General features: G+C 72.9%; 15 protein-coding genes. 12 read left to right on the top strand and 3 right to left on the bottom strand.

What is annotated here, in order from left to right:
* Positions 1-12: 12 nt before the first annotated feature.
* Positions 13-1,800: a hypothetical protein gene (locus tag ACH4TP_RS36625; RefSeq protein ID WP_398440303.1), complete on the top strand. Its 1,788-nt coding sequence runs from the start codon at positions 13-15 to the stop codon at positions 1,798-1,800.
* Here the strand turns inward: ACH4TP_RS36625 and ACH4TP_RS36620 are convergent.
* Positions 1,797-2,594 (bottom strand): hypothetical protein, encoded by a 798-nt coding sequence (locus tag ACH4TP_RS36620; RefSeq protein ID WP_389237680.1) that lies wholly within the window; start codon positions 2,592-2,594, stop codon positions 1,797-1,799. The two genes, ACH4TP_RS36625 and ACH4TP_RS36620, sit on opposite strands and share 4 nt — an antisense overlap.
* A gap of 128 nt (positions 2,595-2,722) precedes the next feature.
* Here ACH4TP_RS36620 and ACH4TP_RS36615 point away from each other — a divergent pair, with 128 nt between their 5' ends.
* The 4 genes from ACH4TP_RS36615 (at position 2,723) to ilvD (ending at position 7,260) form a co-directional block, all read left to right on the top strand.
* Positions 2,723-3,655: a Ppx/GppA family phosphatase gene (locus tag ACH4TP_RS36615; RefSeq protein WP_398440302.1), complete on the top strand. Its 933-nt coding sequence runs from the start codon at positions 2,723-2,725 to the stop codon at positions 3,653-3,655.
* Positions 3,656-3,776: 121 nt separating this feature from the next.
* The gene (locus tag ACH4TP_RS36610) at positions 3,777-4,616 is read left to right on the top strand and encodes a sugar phosphate isomerase/epimerase family protein (protein WP_389237643.1); all 840 of its coding nucleotides are present in this window, start codon (positions 3,777-3,779) and stop codon (positions 4,614-4,616) included.
* Between the two features lie 85 nt (positions 4,617-4,701).
* Positions 4,702-5,313: a TetR family transcriptional regulator gene (locus ACH4TP_RS36605; RefSeq protein ID WP_389237645.1), complete on the top strand. Its 612-nt coding sequence runs from the start codon at positions 4,702-4,704 to the stop codon at positions 5,311-5,313.
* Positions 5,314-5,406: 93 nt separating this feature from the next.
* Positions 5,407-7,260 (top strand): dihydroxy-acid dehydratase, encoded by a 1,854-nt coding sequence (gene ilvD / locus ACH4TP_RS36600; RefSeq protein WP_389237647.1) that lies wholly within the window; start codon positions 5,407-5,409, stop codon positions 7,258-7,260.
* Between the two features lie 82 nt (positions 7,261-7,342).
* Here ilvD and ACH4TP_RS36595 read toward each other — a convergent pair whose 3' ends face one another.
* Positions 7,343-9,475 carry a protein kinase gene (locus ACH4TP_RS36595; RefSeq protein ID WP_398440301.1) on the bottom strand — a complete coding sequence of 711 codons (2,133 nt, stop codon included), beginning with the start codon at positions 9,473-9,475 and terminating at the stop codon, positions 7,343-7,345.
* A gap of 159 nt (positions 9,476-9,634) precedes the next feature.
* On the opposite strand from ACH4TP_RS36595, the gene ACH4TP_RS36590 reads away from it, so the two are divergent.
* The 6 genes from ACH4TP_RS36590 to proC all read left to right on the top strand — a co-directional run bounded on the left by ACH4TP_RS36590 (position 9,635) and on the right by proC (position 13,441).
* The gene (locus ACH4TP_RS36590; protein ID WP_398440300.1) at positions 9,635-9,940 is read left to right on the top strand and encodes an SH3 domain-containing protein; all 306 of its coding nucleotides are present in this window, start codon (positions 9,635-9,637) and stop codon (positions 9,938-9,940) included.
* 15 nt (positions 9,941-9,955) lie between these two features.
* On the top strand, positions 9,956-10,339 hold the full coding sequence (locus tag ACH4TP_RS36585; protein WP_398440299.1) for an SH3 domain-containing protein: 384 nt from the start codon (positions 9,956-9,958) through the stop codon (positions 10,337-10,339).
* A 40-nt stretch (positions 10,340-10,379) separates the two neighbouring features.
* The gene (locus ACH4TP_RS36580; RefSeq protein ID WP_398440298.1) at positions 10,380-10,868 is read left to right on the top strand and encodes a hypothetical protein; all 489 of its coding nucleotides are present in this window, start codon (positions 10,380-10,382) and stop codon (positions 10,866-10,868) included.
* Between the two features lie 108 nt (positions 10,869-10,976).
* On the top strand, positions 10,977-11,786 hold the full coding sequence (locus ACH4TP_RS36575; RefSeq protein WP_398190984.1) for an ABC transporter ATP-binding protein: 810 nt from the start codon (positions 10,977-10,979) through the stop codon (positions 11,784-11,786).
* A complete protein-coding gene (locus ACH4TP_RS36570; RefSeq protein ID WP_398440297.1) occupies positions 11,783-12,520 on the top strand; it encodes an ABC transporter permease in 738 nt (245 codons plus the stop codon). The genes ACH4TP_RS36575 and ACH4TP_RS36570 overlap by 4 nt, the downstream gene beginning before the upstream one ends.
* A 111-nt stretch (positions 12,521-12,631) precedes the next feature.
* A complete protein-coding gene (gene proC, locus ACH4TP_RS36565; protein ID WP_389237661.1) occupies positions 12,632-13,441 on the top strand; it encodes a pyrroline-5-carboxylate reductase in 810 nt (269 codons plus the stop codon).
* Positions 13,442-13,445: 4 nt separating this feature from the next.
* On the opposite strand, the gene ACH4TP_RS36560 is transcribed toward proC, so the two are convergent.
* A complete protein-coding gene (locus ACH4TP_RS36560) occupies positions 13,446-14,033 on the bottom strand; it encodes a cysteine hydrolase family protein (protein WP_398190980.1) in 588 nt (195 codons plus the stop codon).
* Positions 14,034-14,078: 45 nt separating this feature from the next.
* Here ACH4TP_RS36560 and ACH4TP_RS36555 point away from each other — a divergent pair, with 45 nt between their 5' ends.
* Complete coding sequence (locus ACH4TP_RS36555; protein ID WP_398190977.1) at positions 14,079-15,125, top strand: GlxA family transcriptional regulator; 1,047 nt, start codon at positions 14,079-14,081, stop codon at positions 15,123-15,125.
* The last annotated feature ends 318 nt before the right edge of the window (positions 15,126-15,443 follow it).

The following is a 15,443-nucleotide window of genomic DNA, read 5'->3' as shown; positions in this document are numbered from 1 at the left end:
TACGGTCGCCCAGTGACGAGCAGCAGGCTGGATCCCCCCGCACGCACCACCGGCGCACACCGGGCGCACCGCGCCACGCAGCAGGGACCGCGCACGCTCGGCCGCCGTCCCCCCGCCCGCTACGAGGCCGCCCTCGACGGCCTCTTCACGTACTGCCTCTCCGTGCTCTGCGACCACGACACGGCCACCGCCGTCCTCGGCGACGTCCTCGCCGTCGCCGAGCGCCACCACGGCCGCTGCCCCTCCGACGAGGACGGACGCACCGCCTGGCTCTACGCCCTCGCCCGCTGGGCCTGCCTGCGCAGCCTCGGCGAGCAGCGCCGCAAGCGCCAGGGCGCCCACACCGGCCGCCCCGCCGTCACCGCCCCCGAGCCGCCCCGCGTCTCCGAGGAGACCGCCGAGCGCCGCCGCGCCGAGCTCGCCCTGCTCGCCTGGCCCGAGGCCGCCGGCACCACGCCCGAGCAGCGCGAGGCCCTGGAACTCGCCGTGCGGCACGGCCTCAGCCACCGCCAGGTCGCCGCCGTGCTCTCCCTCGACCCGCTCGCCGCCCGCGAACTCCTCGCCACCGCCGGCTGCGAGGTCGAACGCACCCGCGCCGCCCTCGCCGTCGTCGAGACCGGCAGCTGCCCCACCGTCGCCCGGCTCACCGGCGACCGCCAGGTGCTCCTCTCGGCAGCCCTGCGCGCCGAACTCGTCCGCCACGTCGACGACTGCCCCCGCTGCCGCCGCGCCGCCGAGCGCGTCGGCGCCGGCGGCCCCTGGCCCGGCGCCGCGGCCCTCCCGCCGGACCGGCTGCCGCTCGTCGAGGCGCCCCGGGCCGCCGCGTACATGGCGATGCTGCACGTCCCGCGCGCGCGTGCCGGCGCCCCGCGCTTCGCGCCGACCGGCTTCCCCGTGGACCCGAAGGACCACGTGGCCCGCCGCGACCGGATGCGGGCCCGCGCGGTGACCACCACCGTCGTCGCCGCCGTGGTCGCCGCCCCCGTCCTCGCCCTGTGGACCTCCTACCGCGGCACTCCCACCGCGGACACCGCGGGACACGACGGACCCGGGATCAGCGCGCGCGAGGCGGACGAACCGGTGGCCCCGGACGGCCGCCCCTACGACCGCTACGAGAACGCGGGCAACGCCGACACCTCCCCGGGGCCCGGCTTCACCCAGGGCGGCCGCGCCCCCGACGTCTCCGTCGAGGTCGTCAGCCCCGGCGGCCCCACCGAACCCGCCCGGCCCGGCGAGCCCGCCGTCGGCTGGATCACGGTCACCGCCACCGGCCGCGGCGACGTCACCCTGCTCACGCTCACCGCCTCCGGCGGCTCACCCGTCGCCTGGTCGCTGTGGACGGACGCCCCCTGGCTGTACGTGAGCCGCGCCTCCGGCACGCTCCGCCCCGGCGAGCAGACCGCGGTCGCCGTCCGCGTCGACCACGCGCGCGCCCCCGTCGGCTCCTGGAGCGCCCGTGTGGGCGTGAACCCCTCGGGCGCGGTGGTCAGGATCGACGGCTACCGCCGGCCGACGGACGACCGGGCCATCACACCCCCGCCGGTCACGACGACGAAACCGACGACCCCGCCCACGTCCCCGCCGACGACGGAACCGACCACACCGCCCACGTCCCCGCCGACCTCCCCGCCCACGACGGAACCGACACCGACGACGCCGCCGACGACCGAGCCCACGACCCCGCCCACCTCCCCGCCGACGACCGAACCGACCACCCCGCCGCCGACGACCGAGGAACCCCCGCCCACGACCGCGGACCCGGGCACGTCCCCGCCGCCCGCGGAGCAGTCACCCTCCTAGGGAGCGGGATCCGCCGGGTGCGGGGCCACCAGCGGCAGCTGCGAGGCGAGCCGCGCCTCACACAGCCCGACCAGCACCTCGTAGGCCTCCTGGCCCATCATCTCGACGAGCTCCGGCCGGTACGAGACGTACACCGGCTCGGCACCGACGTGCGCCGACGAGGCCGTCGTGCAGTACCAGTGCAGGTCGTGCCCGCCCGGCCCCCAGCCACGCCGGTCGTACTCGCCGATCGACACCTGGAGCACCCGGCTGTCGTCGGGGCGGTCGACCCAGTCGTACGTCCGCCGCACCGGCAGCTGCCAGCAGACGTCCGGCTTCGTCTCCAGCGGCTCCCGGCCCTCCTTCATCGCCAGGATGTGCAGCGAGCACCCCGCGCCGCCCTCGAAACCGGGCCGGTTCTGGAAGATGCAGGAGCCCTCCCAGCGGCGGGTCTGCCGGTCGCCGTCCTCGTCGAGCTGCACCCAGCCCGACTCCGTGCCGACCTCGTGGAACTGCCACAGCTCCGGCGTCAGCCGGGCCACGTGCTCCGCCACCCGCTTCTCGTCGTCCTCGTCGGAGAAGTGCGCCCCCAGCGTGCAGCAGCCGTCGTCGGGGCGCCCCTCCTGGATGCCCTGGCAGCCGTTGCCGAAGATGCAGGTCCAGCGGGAGGTCAGCCAGGTCAGGTCGCAGCGGAAGACCTGCTCCTCGTCCGTCGGATCGGGAAACTCGACCCACGCGCGCGCGAAGTCGAGGCCCTTCTCGTCCGGCTCCTCGGCCTTGCCCCGCTTCTGCTTCCCGACCTTGACCGCCTTCACGGCCTTCGCCGCGTGCGCGGTCCTGGCGTCCTTCACGCGCGCGCCGTCGCTCTCTTTGCCCGGCTTCGCCTTTTTCGTCTTTGGCACAACACCAAGCGTATGCCGCAGGGAGCAGTAGCGTTCCGCCCATGAGACTCGGAGTCCTCGACGTCGGTTCGAACACAGTGCACCTCCTGGTGGTGGACGCCCACCCCGGCGCCCGGCCGCTGCCCGCCCACTCGCACAAGGCGGAGCTGCGGCTCGCCGAACTGCTCGACGAGCGGGGCGCGATCGCGCCCGGCGGCGTCGAGCGGCTCATCGCGACCGTGCGGGACGCGCTCGCGGCCGCCGAGGACAAGGGCTGCGAGGAGGTCCTGCCCTTCGCGACCTCCGCCGTGCGCGAGGCCAGCAACGCCGACGCGGTCCTCGCGCGCGTGAAGGACGAGACCGGGGTCGACCTCCAGGTCCTCACCGGCGAGGAGGAGGCCCGGCTCACCTTCCTCGCCGCCCGCCGCTGGTTCGGCTGGTCCGCCGGCAAACTCCTCCTCCTCGACATCGGCGGCGGCTCCCTCGAAGTCGCGTACGGCATCGACGAGGACCCGGACACGGCGGTCTCCCTGCCCCTCGGCGCCGGCCGCCTCACGGCGGGCTGGCTGCCCGGCGACCCGGCCGACACCGCCGACGTGAAGGCGCTGCGCCGCCACGTCCGCGCGCAGATCGCCCGTACGGTCGGCGAATTCAGCCGCTTCGGCAAGCCCGACCACGTCGTCGCCACCTCCAAGACCTTCAAGCAGCTCGCCAGGATCGCGGGCGCCCCCGGTTCGAGCGAGGGCCTCTACGTCCAGCGGATCCTGTCCCGCAAGTCCCTGGAGGAGTGGGTCCCGCGCCTCGCCGCGATGACCGTCCCCGAGCGCGCCGCCCTCCCCGGCGTCTCGGAGGGCCGCGCCGCCCAGGTCCTCGCGGGCGCACTCGTCGCCGAGGGCGCCATGGACCTCCTCGGCGTCGAAGAGCTGGAGATCTGCCCCTGGGCCCTCCGCGAGGGCGTCATCCTGCGCCGCCTGGACCACCTGCCGGGGCACTGACCGGCGTACGGAGGAGCGCGTGGCGCACGGGCCTGGACGTGACTTCCGGGCCCCACGCGCACGGGCCGGGCGTGACCGGAACCACCCCCCGGCGCCCCGCCCCGCCCCGTACCCTGTCTCCGTGGCAGAACCAGTGGTGCGCATCCCGGATGCGAAGGTCGCCCTGTCGACGGCCTCGGTCTATCCGGAGTCGACGGCGACGGCCTTCGAGATCGCCGCGCGCCTCGGGTACGACGGCGTCGAGGTCATGGTGTGGACCGACCCGGTCAGCCAGGACATCGAGGCGCTGCGCCGGCTCTCCGACTACCACCAGGTCCCGATCCTGGCCGTGCACGCCCCCTGCCTCCTGATCACCCAGCGCGTCTGGTCCACCGACCCGTGGGTCAAGCTCCAGCGCGCGCAGGCGGCGGCCGAGCGGCTCGGCGCGTCGACGGTCGTCGTGCACCCGCCGTTCCGCTGGCAGCGCCAGTACGCCAAGGACTTCGTGACCGGCATCTGGCGGATGGCGGACGAGACGGACGTCCGGTTCGCGGTCGAGAACATGTACCCCTGGCGGTACAAGGACCGCGAGATGCTCGCGTACGCCCCCGAGTGGGACGTCACCAAGGACGACTACCGGCACTTCACCGTCGACCTCTCGCACACCGCGACCGCCCGCACCGACGCCCTCGCGATGATCGACCGCATGGGCGACCGCCTCGGCCACGTCCACCTCGCCGACGGCAAGGGCTCCGCGAAGGACGAGCACCTCGTCCCCGGACGCGGCACGCAGCCCTGCGCCGAGCTCCTGGAGCGGCTCGCGCTCACCGGCTTCGACGGGCACGTCGTCATCGAGGTCAACACCCGCCGCGCGATGTCCACCGCCGAACGCGAGGCCGACCTCGCGGAGGCCCTCGCCTTCACCCGCCTCCACCTCGCCTCCCCCGTCCCCCGCCCCGCGGAACGGGCCCCGCGCCCGTGACGGACCAGGCCCCCCGTCCGACCGCAGAGGCACCCGCGCCCGTGACGGACCAGCCCCCGCGCCCGACCGCAGAGGCGCCCGCGCCATGACCGACCCGGCCCCGCGCCGGCGCGGCCGCCCGTCCCGTACCGAGGAGGAGAGCGGACCGGGCGCGCGGACACGCATCCTGGAGGCGGCCCGCGCCCAGTTCGCCGAGCGCGGCTACGACAAGGCCTCGATCCGCGGCATCGCCAAGGCCGCCGGGGTGGACCCGGCGCTCGTGCACCACTACTTCGGCACGAAGGACGAGGTCTTCGCCGCCGCGATCGAGGTCTCCTTCGAGCCCGCCGCCGTCCTCCCGGCGATCCTCGGCGGCCCCCGCGAGGCCATCGGCGAACGGCTCGTCCGCTTCTTCATCGGCGTCTGGGAGAACCCGGCCTCCCGCGCCCCCCTCCTCGCCATCGTCCGCTCCGCCCTCACCCACGAGGCGGCGGCCAAGGTGCTGCGGACCTTCGTGCTGCGCCGGCTCCTGGAGCGGATCGCGGCCGAGCTCGACGTCCCGGACCCGGGCTTCCGCGCGGAGCTGGCCGCCTCCCACATGATCGGGATCGTGATCATGCGGTACGTGATCCAGGTCGAGCCGCTGGCCTCGGCGGACCCGGAGCGGATCGTCGAAGAGGTGGCCCCGACGCTCCAGCGCTACCTGACCGAAAGCTGAACAGCCGTCCCGCATTGCGGACACCATGTCCAGATCTTGGAGCGTCGGCGTACGCTCGTAGACAAGCACACCCATCACGAGGAGCGAGCGACGATGCCCGAGCTGAGGTCCCGCACTGTCACCCACGGCCGCAACATGGCGGGCGCACGCGCCCTTATGCGCGCCTCCGGTGTACCCGGCGCGGACATCGGCCGGAAGCCGATCATCGCCGTCGCCAACTCCTTCACCGAGTTCGTCCCCGGCCACACCCACCTCCAGCCGGTCGGCCGGATCGTCTCCGAGGCCATCACGGCCGCCGGCGGCATCGCCCGCGAGTTCAACACGATCGCCGTCGACGACGGCATCGCCATGGGCCACGGCGGCATGCTCTACTCCCTGCCCTCCCGCGACCTGATCGCGGACAGCGTGGAGTACATGGTCGAGGCGCACTGCGCCGACGCCCTGATCTGCATCTCCAACTGCGACAAGATCACCCCCGGCATGCTGATGGCCGCCCTGCGCCTCAACATCCCGACGGTCTTCGTCTCCGGCGGCCCGATGGAGGCCGGCCGCGCGGTCCTGGTGGACGGCACGGTCCGCACGCTCGACCTGGTCGACGCGATGTCCGACGCCGTGAACCCCAAGATCTCGGACGAGGACATGCTCCGGATCGAGGAGAACGCCTGCCCGACCTGCGGCTCCTGTTCCGGCATGTTCACCGCCAACTCGATGAACTGCCTGACCGAGGCCATCGGCCTCTCCCTCCCCGGCAACGGCTCGCTGCTCGCCACCCACACCGCCCGCAAGGAGCTGTACGAGAACGCGGCCCGCACGGTCGTCGACCTCACCCGTCGCTACTACGACGAGGACGACGCCTCCGTCCTGCCGCGCTCGATCGCCACCCGCGGGGCCTTCGAGAACGCCATGGCCCTCGACATCGCCATGGGCGGCTCCACCAACACGATCCTGCACCTGCTCGCCGCCGCCCAGGAGGCCGAGGTCGACTACGGTCTGCCGGACATGGACGAGGTCTCCCGCCGGGTCCCCTGCCTGGCCAAGGTCGCCCCGAACGTCGCCAAGGACCGCACGTACTACATGGAGGACGTGCACCGGGCCGGCGGCATCCCCGCCATCCTCGGCGAGCTGTACCGCGCGGGCCTGCTCAACGAGGACGTCCACTCCGTCCACTCGCCCTCCATCAAGGAGTGGCTGGACACCTGGGACGTCCGCGGCGGCGCGGCCTCCGACGAGGCCGTCGAGCTGTTCCACGCGGCCCCCGGCTGCGTCCGCTCCGCGACCGCCTTCTCCCAGTCCGAGCGCTGGGAGGCCCTCGACGTGGACGCGGCCGGCGGCTGCATCCGCGACGCCGCGCACGCGTACTCGAAGGACGGCGGCCTCGCCGTCCTCCACGGCAACCTCGCCGTCGACGGCTGCGTCGTGAAGACCGCCGGCGTCGACGAGTCCATCTGGACCTTCGAGGGCCCGGCCGTCGTCTGCGAGTCGCAGGACGAGGCCGTCGAGAAGATCCTCCTCAAGCAGGTCAAGGAGGGCGACGTCGTCGTCATCCGCTACGAGGGCCCCAAGGGCGGCCCCGGTATGCAGGAGATGCTCTACCCCACCTCGTACCTGAAGGGCCGCGGCCTGGGCAAGGCGTGCGCGCTGGTCACCGACGGCCGCTTCTCCGGCGGCACCTCGGGCCTCTCCATCGGCCACGCCTCCCCGGAGGCCGCCTCGGGCGGCACCATCGCCCTCGTCGAGGACGGCGACCGCATCCGCATCGACATCCCCAACCGCTCGATCGAACTCCTCGTCGACGAGGCCACCCTCGCCGCCCGCCGCGAGGCCCTCGGCGGCGTCTACGCCCCGAAGAACCGCCAGCGCAAGGTCTCGGCCGCCCTCCGCGCCTACGCCGCGATGGCGACGAGCGCCGACAAGGGCGCGGTCCGGGACGTGACGAAGTTGGGCTGAGCCCGGTAGGAGACGTACGAGTGAGGGGAGCGGGCTCTTCAGGCCCGCTCCCCTTTCTTCGTGCGTACGTGTCAGACGGCTGTCACCAGGCCGCCGGATCACCCGCGTCCACCGCGAAGACGGACCCGTCCGGCGCCGTCCCGAACACCCGGTTCCCGGCGACGACGGGCGCGGGAATGCTCGTCGCGTACCCGAGCCGCCCGTCCCGCAGCCGGGGCCCCGTCTGCCCGAGGAGTGCACCGCGCGCGGTGTCGACGGCGAGAAGCCGTCCGTCGGAGGCGGAGAGGTAGAGCCGGTCACCGGCACCGACGACGGGGACGGACGCGTTGCTGGCGGCGGTCTCCAGCTCCCAGAGGACGTGATCGCCGGGTGCGTTGGCGTCCAGGGCGATGAGCTGCCCCGTCGGGGTCAGCAGATAAACGGTCGTGCCCTGGACGGCGAACTTGGGTTCGTCCATCAGAGAGGGCACGGGGATCCGGCGGGCGGCCCCCTTGGCGGGGTCGTAGAGGACGACGGCGTCGGTGCGCGAGTCGAGGTTCACGGACTGCAGGACGAGTACACCGTCGGCTCCTGTGCCGACCGGGACGAGATCACCGTCCAGACGCTTCTGCCAGGCGATCTCGCCGCTCTTCGGCCGGAGAGCGCTGAGCAGGGTGTGTGCTCGACCGGTCGCTCCGGCAGACGCCTCGAAGACCGGCAACAGACCGGAGACGGGGTCGTACGGACCGAAGTGCGGCTCCGAGTGCCCCCGCAGACCGTGGCTCCAACGCTGCTTCCCCGTAGCGGCCGCGACTGCCTTCGGCCTTCCCGACCTTCCGGCGAACAGGACGGTTTCGTCGGCGAACCGCACGTCGGAGTCGTTCATGTACCAGCCAGGAGTGCCATCGGCTTCGTACGTCCGTATCCCGCTGTCGGCGGAGCTGACGCCGACGAGGCCGCCGGACATCGGCGCGGGCGCGGAGAAGTTCTCGCTGCCGGCGACCAGGTGTGACCACATTGCCTGGCCGGTCGCGGGGTCGATCCGCGCGATGCCGATGCCCCGGCCCGAGCAGAAGAGCGCGTCAGCGGCATAGGCGCAGGCGGGCGCGACGGAGTCGCCGTCCTTCTGCAGCGGGGTCTGCCACCCGGTGAACGCCTCGGCGACCGGGGCTTTGCGCGCGTCCTTCGCGGGACTCCCCCCGCCGCCGAACGTGACGGCCGCGAAGGTCACGACCCCGGCCAGGACGAGGAGCGCGGTGGCCGTGACGGGCCAGCGGGGCAGCCGCCGCCGGGGACGCTCGACCGGTACCCGTACGGGAGTGTCCGCGTCCCAGGAGGCCGGTGACCGGGGCTCGGGGGCGGGCAGGGGAGAGGACCGCCGCTGTGCCGGTATGAAGGCCGCCGCCTCGTACGAGGGCGGCAGCAGCGCGGTCATGATCTCGCCCGGAGTCGGACGTTCCGCCGGTTCCTTGGCGAGGCAGCGTGCGACGAGCGGGGCGAGGTCGGCCGGAACGCCCGTCAGATCGGGCTCGTCGTGCACGACTTGGTACGCGACGATGTAGGGGCTCTCGGAGTCGAACGGGCCGTGCCCGGTCGCGGCGTGCACGAGGACGGACCCGAGGGCGAACACGTCCGCCGCCGGTCCGACCTCACGCGGGCGCTGGAACTGCTCGGGCGCCATGAAGGGCGGCGAGCCGATCAACTTGCCCGTCTCCGTGTGCAGATCGCTGTCCACCGGCCGGGAGATGCCGAAGTCGATGACCTTGGGGCCGGTGTCGGTGAGCAGGACGTTGCTCGGCTTGAGGTCCCGGTGGACGACACCGGCCCGGTGGATGTCGCGCAGGGCCTCCGCGAGCCCCGCCGTCAGTCGGCGCAGTTCGGCGGGGGAGAGGGGCCCGTTCCGCTTCACCTGGTCGGAGAGGGTGGGGCCGGGGACGTACAGCGTCGCCATCCAGGGGCGTACGGCGTCGGGGTCGGCGTCCACGACGGGCGCGGTGAAGGCACCGCTCACCCGGCGCGCGGCCGCGACCTCCTGGCGGAACCGGGCCCTGAACTCCGGGTCCTCCGCGTACTGCCCGTGCACGACCTTGACGGCGAGGCGCAGTCCGGAGGGGGAGGTGGCCAGATGGACCACCCCCATGCCGCCCGCGCCGAGACAGGCCTGAAGGCGGTACTCGCCCGCGTATTCAGGTCCTTCTGCTTCCCGGTCGGAACCGGCACTGCGCAACGGCGGCATCGCCCACCCCCGTGTGATTCCCCGTTGATTTCGCGCGCGCGTGCGCGACGGACGGAGCCTAGTCCATGGCGCACCGGATGTCGGAGCGGCTTGCTAGCCTGCGCGTCGCAGAGAGTGAATTCCAGCGGAGCGATCTCGCTCCCAACGGGGGAGGCCGTCATGACTGTCGAAGAGACGAGCGCAGCGGCGGAACTGGATGAGGTGGTCACCATGGGCGTAGCGCGTTACCCGATCGCACCCAACTGCCGCGTCAACGTGCGCTCCGGCCCGGGCACCAAGTACCCGATCGTGCGGACACTGTTGGCCGGCGTGAGCGTGCCGATCTACTGCCAGACAGCCGGCGAGACCATCACCGGTCCGTACGGCACGACGAACCTCTGGGACAACATCGCGAGCGACGAGTTCGTCTCGGACGCCTACGTGCACACGGGCAGCGACGGCTACGTCGCCCGCCACTGCGGCTGACGGGGGAAGAAGACGATGCTTCGCAGAAGAACGCTCACCACCATCGGCGGCGCGGCCGCCGCCCTGGGCCTGGTGCTCGTCACCGCAGGCGGTTCCTCGGCGGCCGAGCTCGCGGCCTACCGTACGGCTCCGGCGGCTGCGCTCGGCGTCGCGCGTTACCCGATCGCACCCGGCTACCGCGTCAACGTGCGCTCCGGCCCGGGCACGAAGTACGAGAGCGTGCGCCTGCTCCCGCTGGGTGCGAGCGTGCCGATCTACTGCCAGATGCCGGGCGAGACCATCACCGGTCCCTACGGCACCACGAACCTCTGGGACAACATCGCGAGCGACGAGTTCGTCTCGGACGCGTACGTGCACACGGGCAGCGACGGCTACGTCGCCCCCCGCTGCGGCAGCTGACAAGGGCGGGGAAGACGACGCTCCAGGGATAATCGACCCTGTGAGCGACGAAGAGCAGACCCCCAGCAAGACCGGCGACTCCTCCGGGCCGCAGCCGGAGGAGATCCGCTTCTTCGGTACGACGTGGGTCGACCACAGCGGCAACTACGGGCTGCGCCGCGTCGGCCTGGCCGCCGGCGCGCTCGCCGCCGCCGTGGCGGCCTGTTTCGTGCTGCGCTTCGCCTACGAGGGCCTGCAGATCGCCGACGTCGGCGGCCTCGTCAACACGCTGGTCGTCATCATGTTCGGCGTCTGCAGCGCCATCGCCTTCGCCAAGACCTGGGAGGGCTTCGTCCGCCGCCCGGCCGACCCGGCCCGCGAGGAGTCGCTCCGCAGCCTGAAGGCGATCGGCTTCATCGGCTCCCTCCTCGCCTACGCGGCCCGCTGCTTCGTCGAGGCCCCCGGCGAGGGGCTCCACCGCACGGAGTACGAGAAGGCCGTCGCCCAGTACGAGAAGCGCCGCGCCAACAAGAAGCGCAAGCGCAAGTAGGCCCACCGGCCCTCACGCGCCCACTCACCGCACCGCACCGCACCGCCCACCCACCCCGGCCCGTCCGGATCCTTGACGCCCGGCACCCCCAGCCCCACTATTCATCACATGATGAATAACCCGGCGGGCGGGCCCGGAGACGCAGCCGTCACCGCCCACGGCCTCACCGCCGTCCGAGGCGACCGCACCGTCCTCCGAGGCCTCGACTTCACCATCCCCACCGCCCGCATCACCGGCCTCCTCGGCCCCTCCGGCTGCGGCAAGACCACTCTGATGCGCGCGATCGTCGGCACCCAGGCCAAGGTCACCGGCACCCTCCAGGTCCTCGGCCGCCCCGCCGGCGACCCCGCCCTCCGTACCCGCATCGGCTACGTCACCCAGGACCCGTCCGTCTACGACGACCTCACCGTCCGGCAGAACCTCGACTACTTCGCCGCCGTCCTGCTCCCCGGCCGCGCCCACCGCCACGACCGCCGCACCGCCGTCGACCGGGCCATCGAGGACGTCGACCTCGCCGGCCACGCCGACTCCCTCGCGGGCCGGCTCTCCGGCGGCCAGCGCAGCCGGGTCTCCCTCGCCGTCGCCCTCCTCGGCACCCCGGAGCTCCTCGTCCTCGACGAACCCACCGTCGGCCTCGACCCCGTCCTCCGCCGCGACCTCTGGAACCTCTTCCACCGCATCGCCGCCGACCGGGGCACCACCCTCCTCGTCTCCTCCCACGTGATGGACGAGGCCGAGCGCTGCCACCGGCTCCTCCTCATGCGCGAGGGCGAGATCCTCGCCGAGGACACCCCCGAGGCCCTCCGCCGCCTGGGCGGCACCGCCACCGTCGAAGAGGCCTTCCTCCACCTCGTGGACGCGGCGAACACCCGCGCGACCCACGCCGCAGCCCGAGCCGCCGACCAGGAGCGACCGTGAACGCGAACCGCACCCTCGCCACCACCGCCCGCGTCCTGCGCCAGCTGCGCCACGACCCGCGCTCGATCGCCCTGATGCTCCTCGTCCCCTGCCTGATGCTCTTCCTGCTCCGCTACGTCTTCGACGGAAGCCCGGCCACCTTCGACGACATCGGCGCCTCGCTCCTCGGCATCTTCCCGCTCATCACGATGTTCCTGGTGACCTCCATCGCCACCCTCAGGGAACGCACCTCCGGCACCCTGGAACGCCTCCTCGCCATGCCCCTCGGCAAGGCCGACCTCATCGCCGGCTACGCCCTCGCCTTCGGGCTCGTCGCCGTCCTCCAGTCCGTCCTGGCCACCGGCCTCGCCGTCTGGTTCCTCGGCCTCGACGTCATCGGCTCCCCCTGGCTGCTCCTCCTGGTGGCCCTCCTCGACGCCCTCCTCGGCACCGCCCTGGGCCTCTTCGTCTCCGCGTTCGCCGCGTCCGAGTTCCAGGCCGTCCAGTTCATGCCGGCCGTGATCTTCCCGCAGATCCTGCTCTGCGGCCTGTTCACCCCGCGCGACCGCATGGCCCCCGCCCTCGAAGCGGTCTCCGACGTCCTGCCCATGTCGTACGCCGTCGACGGCATGAACGAGGTCCTCCGCCACCCCGCCATGACCACGGCCTTCGTCCGCGACGTCCTCGTCGTCGCCGGCTGCGCCGTCCTGGTCCTCGGCCTCGGCGCGGCCACCCTCCGCCGCCGCACCGCCTGACCGCTCCCGCCCCGGCCCTGACCGCCCCTCGGACACCCCACGCACCCCGGCCCCCACCGGTGCAAGGATGGCCCTGCACGTGGAGCCCCCTTCCGGCGAGGTGAAAGACCCATGACCCAGACCGTCGCAGTCCTCGGCACCGGCAAGATCGGTGAAGCGCTCCTCAGCGGCATGATCCGCGCCGGCTGGCGCCCCGCGAACCTCCTGGTCACCACCCGCCGCGCCGAACGCGCCGAGGAGCTCCGCACCCGCTACGGCGTCGAGACCGTCACCAACGCCGAGGCCGCCAAGCGCGCCGACACCCTCATCCTGGCCGTCAAGCCGCAGGACATGGGCCGCCTCCTCGACGAGCTCGGCCCGCACGTCACCACCGACCGCCTGGTCATCAGCGCGGCCGCCGGCATCCCCACGTCCTTCATCGAGGACCGCCTCACCGCAGGCACCCCCGTCGTCCGCGTCATGCCGAACACCCCCGTCCTCGTCGACGAGGGCATGTCCGTCATCTCGGCCGGCAGCCACGCCACCCCCGACCACCTCGCCCACACGGAGGAGATCTTCGGCGGCGTCGGCAAGACCCTCCGCGTCCCCGAGTCCCAGCAGGACGCCGCCACCGCCCTCTCCGGCTCGGGACCGGCGTACTTCTACTTCCTCGTCGAGGCCATGACCGACGCCGGCATCCTCCTCGGCCTGCCCCGCGCCCAGGCCCACGACCTCATCGTCCAGGCCGCCATCGGCGCCGCCGTGATGCTCCGCGACAGCGGCGAGCACCCGGTCAAGCTCCGCGAGGCCGTCACCTCCCCGGCCGGCACCACCATCAGCGCCATCCGCGAGCTGGAGAACCACGGCGTACGGGCCGCCCTGATCGCCGCCCTCGAAGCGGCCCGCGACCGCAGCCGCGAACTGGCCTCCGGCAACAGCTGAGCCCCTACTTCGCGGCCGCACCCTTCAGCACGTCCTCCGTGGACACGACCCGGGCGAACCGCCCGCCGTGCAGCGACACCGCCGTCGCCCGGGTCAGCTCCTCCGCCGTCTGCGTCCAGCCGAACGGCCCCGCCAGGTCGAAGGTGTGCATCGCGTCCAGCGCGAACAGCACGTCGTACCCGAGGTTCCCGCCCATCCGCGCGGTCGTCTCGTTGCACATGTTCGTCTGGATCCCCACGACCACGAACTGCTCGACCCCGGCCCCCTTCAGCCAGGCGTCCAGGTCCGGCTCCCCGTAGAAGGCGGAGTTCACGGACTTCGTCACGAACAGCTCGGGCCCGGCCCCCTTCCCCCGCCGCTCCTCGACGAAGTCCTTGAAGGCGTTCCCCTCCGTCCCCGGCTCCAGCGGCGACCCCGCCCGCGGCGAGTCGTGCCGCACGAAGACGACCGGCCGCCCCGTCTCCTGCCAGGCATCGATCAGGGCCGCGATGTTCTCCTCGGCCTCCGGGTTGTTCCGCCGCCCCCAGAACTCCTGCTCGAAGCCCTTCTGCACGTCGATGACCACCAGCGCCGCGTTCTCGTTGATCTCCATGACCACGATCCTCCCGCCGACGGCCTCCGCCTCCCAGGGGTACGAATGCCAGCGATCGATGCTTTACTGCCAGACGTGCTCCCGACACCCGCACCCCGCCCCCAGCGCATCGCGCTCGTCGCCTTCCCCGGCGTCCGCGCCTTCGACGTCTCCGTCATCACCGAGGTCTGGGACAGCGACCGCACCCTCCGCGGCGTCCCGCCCTTCGAACTCCGCCGCACCGCCACCGACCCCGGCTCCCCCATCCCCCTGCGCGGCGGCCTCACCCTCACCCCTGACCGCCCCCTCACCTGGCTCGACGACCTCACCCCCACCGACCTCGTCGTCGTCCCCGGCATCGAAGACCCCTACGCCGACCTCCCGGCCGCCGTCCTCGACGCCCTCCGCCGCGCCCACACCGCCGGCATCCCGGTCGCCTCGCTCTGCGCGGGCGCCTTCGTCCTCGCCCGCGCGGGCCTCCTCGACGGCCGCCGCGCCGTCACCCACTGGCACCTCGCGAGCACCCTGGCCGCCCTCCATCCGGCCGTCCAGGTCGAGCCGGACGCCCTCTTCGTCGAGGACACCGGCATCTGGACCTCGGCCGGCACCGCCGCCGGCATCGACCTCTGCCTCCACCTGGTCCGCACCGCCCACGGAGCGGAGGCGGCAGCCACCGTCGCCCGCTCGATGGTCACCGCCCCCTTCCGTACGGGGACCCAGGCCCAGTTCATCGAGCACCCCACCCCCCGCGCCGACCGCGACGCCGACGCCCTCGCCGCCGTACGCGCCCACGCCCTGGCCCACCTCGACGAACCCCACACCGTCGCGAGCCTGGCCGCGGTCGCCGGCATGTCCCCCCGCTCCTTCGCCCGCCACTTCCAGGCCACCACGGGCACCACCCCCCTCCACTGGCTCATCACCCAGCGCGTCGCCGCAGCCCAGAAGCTCCTCGAACGAACCGACCACCCCCTCCCCGAGGTCGCCCGCCGCGCCGGCTTCGGCAGCGAGGTCACGATGCGCCAGCACTTCGCCTCCCACCTGGGCACCAGCCCCCGCGACTACCGCCACGCCTTCCGTCACCCGAGCAGAGGAACGTCCGCGGACCAGGGTTGACACGCCCCCTCCCCGTCCGTAGTGTTCTCCGAGTTGTCCGACGTGAGCACCGACCCCGGTCGGCCCCGGACAGCCATTCCGCAAGATCCACAGAAGCTGACGACGCTTTGTCGTGCCGTCATGCTTTCCGTGCGTTTTTGCGAAATGAGGAATTCGCGTTCGAAGCTCTGAGGGCAGCCGCCCGATTCGCTTCGGGGGCAGGGAATCCGCTAAAGTCTCACCAGTCGGAACGGCCCAACAGCCGGAAAGACAAACCCCCCTGACTGGGAATCAGACGCCGAAAGGATCTGATAGAGTCGGAACCGCCGGAAGGGCCCG

Source organism: Streptomyces sp. NPDC021012 (genome assembly GCF_044333355.1).
Taxonomy (GTDB): domain Bacteria; phylum Actinomycetota; class Actinomycetes; order Streptomycetales; family Streptomycetaceae; genus Streptomyces.
Note: the sequence above shows the minus strand (reverse complement) of the source record. Positions and strands in the feature narration are given on the sequence as shown.

What these genes read in the sequence shown, in the direction of transcription:
- ACH4TP_RS36605 (WP_389237645.1), top strand. Translation starts at nt 4,702, where the DNA reads ATGACCGACCCGGCCCCGCGCCGGCGCGGCCGCCCGTCCCGTACCGAG.
- ACH4TP_RS36595 (WP_398440301.1), bottom strand. Translation starts at nt 9,475, where the DNA reads ATGCCGCCGTTGCGCAGTGCCGGTTCCGACCGGGAAGCAGAAGGACCT.
- ACH4TP_RS36615 (WP_398440302.1), top strand. Translation starts at nt 2,723, where the DNA reads ATGAGACTCGGAGTCCTCGACGTCGGTTCGAACACAGTGCACCTCCTG.
- ilvD (WP_389237647.1), top strand. Translation starts at nt 5,407, where the DNA reads ATGCCCGAGCTGAGGTCCCGCACTGTCACCCACGGCCGCAACATGGCG.
- ACH4TP_RS36590 (WP_398440300.1), top strand. Translation starts at nt 9,635, where the DNA reads ATGACTGTCGAAGAGACGAGCGCAGCGGCGGAACTGGATGAGGTGGTC.
- ACH4TP_RS36585 (WP_398440299.1), top strand. Translation starts at nt 9,956, where the DNA reads ATGCTTCGCAGAAGAACGCTCACCACCATCGGCGGCGCGGCCGCCGCC.
- ACH4TP_RS36560 (WP_398190980.1), bottom strand. Translation starts at nt 14,033, where the DNA reads ATGGAGATCAACGAGAACGCGGCGCTGGTGGTCATCGACGTGCAGAAG.
- ACH4TP_RS36555 (WP_398190977.1), top strand. Translation starts at nt 14,079, where the DNA reads ATGCCAGCGATCGATGCTTTACTGCCAGACGTGCTCCCGACACCCGCA.
- proC (WP_389237661.1), top strand. Translation starts at nt 12,632, where the DNA reads ATGACCCAGACCGTCGCAGTCCTCGGCACCGGCAAGATCGGTGAAGCG.
- ACH4TP_RS36575 (WP_398190984.1), top strand. Translation starts at nt 10,977, where the DNA reads ATGATGAATAACCCGGCGGGCGGGCCCGGAGACGCAGCCGTCACCGCC.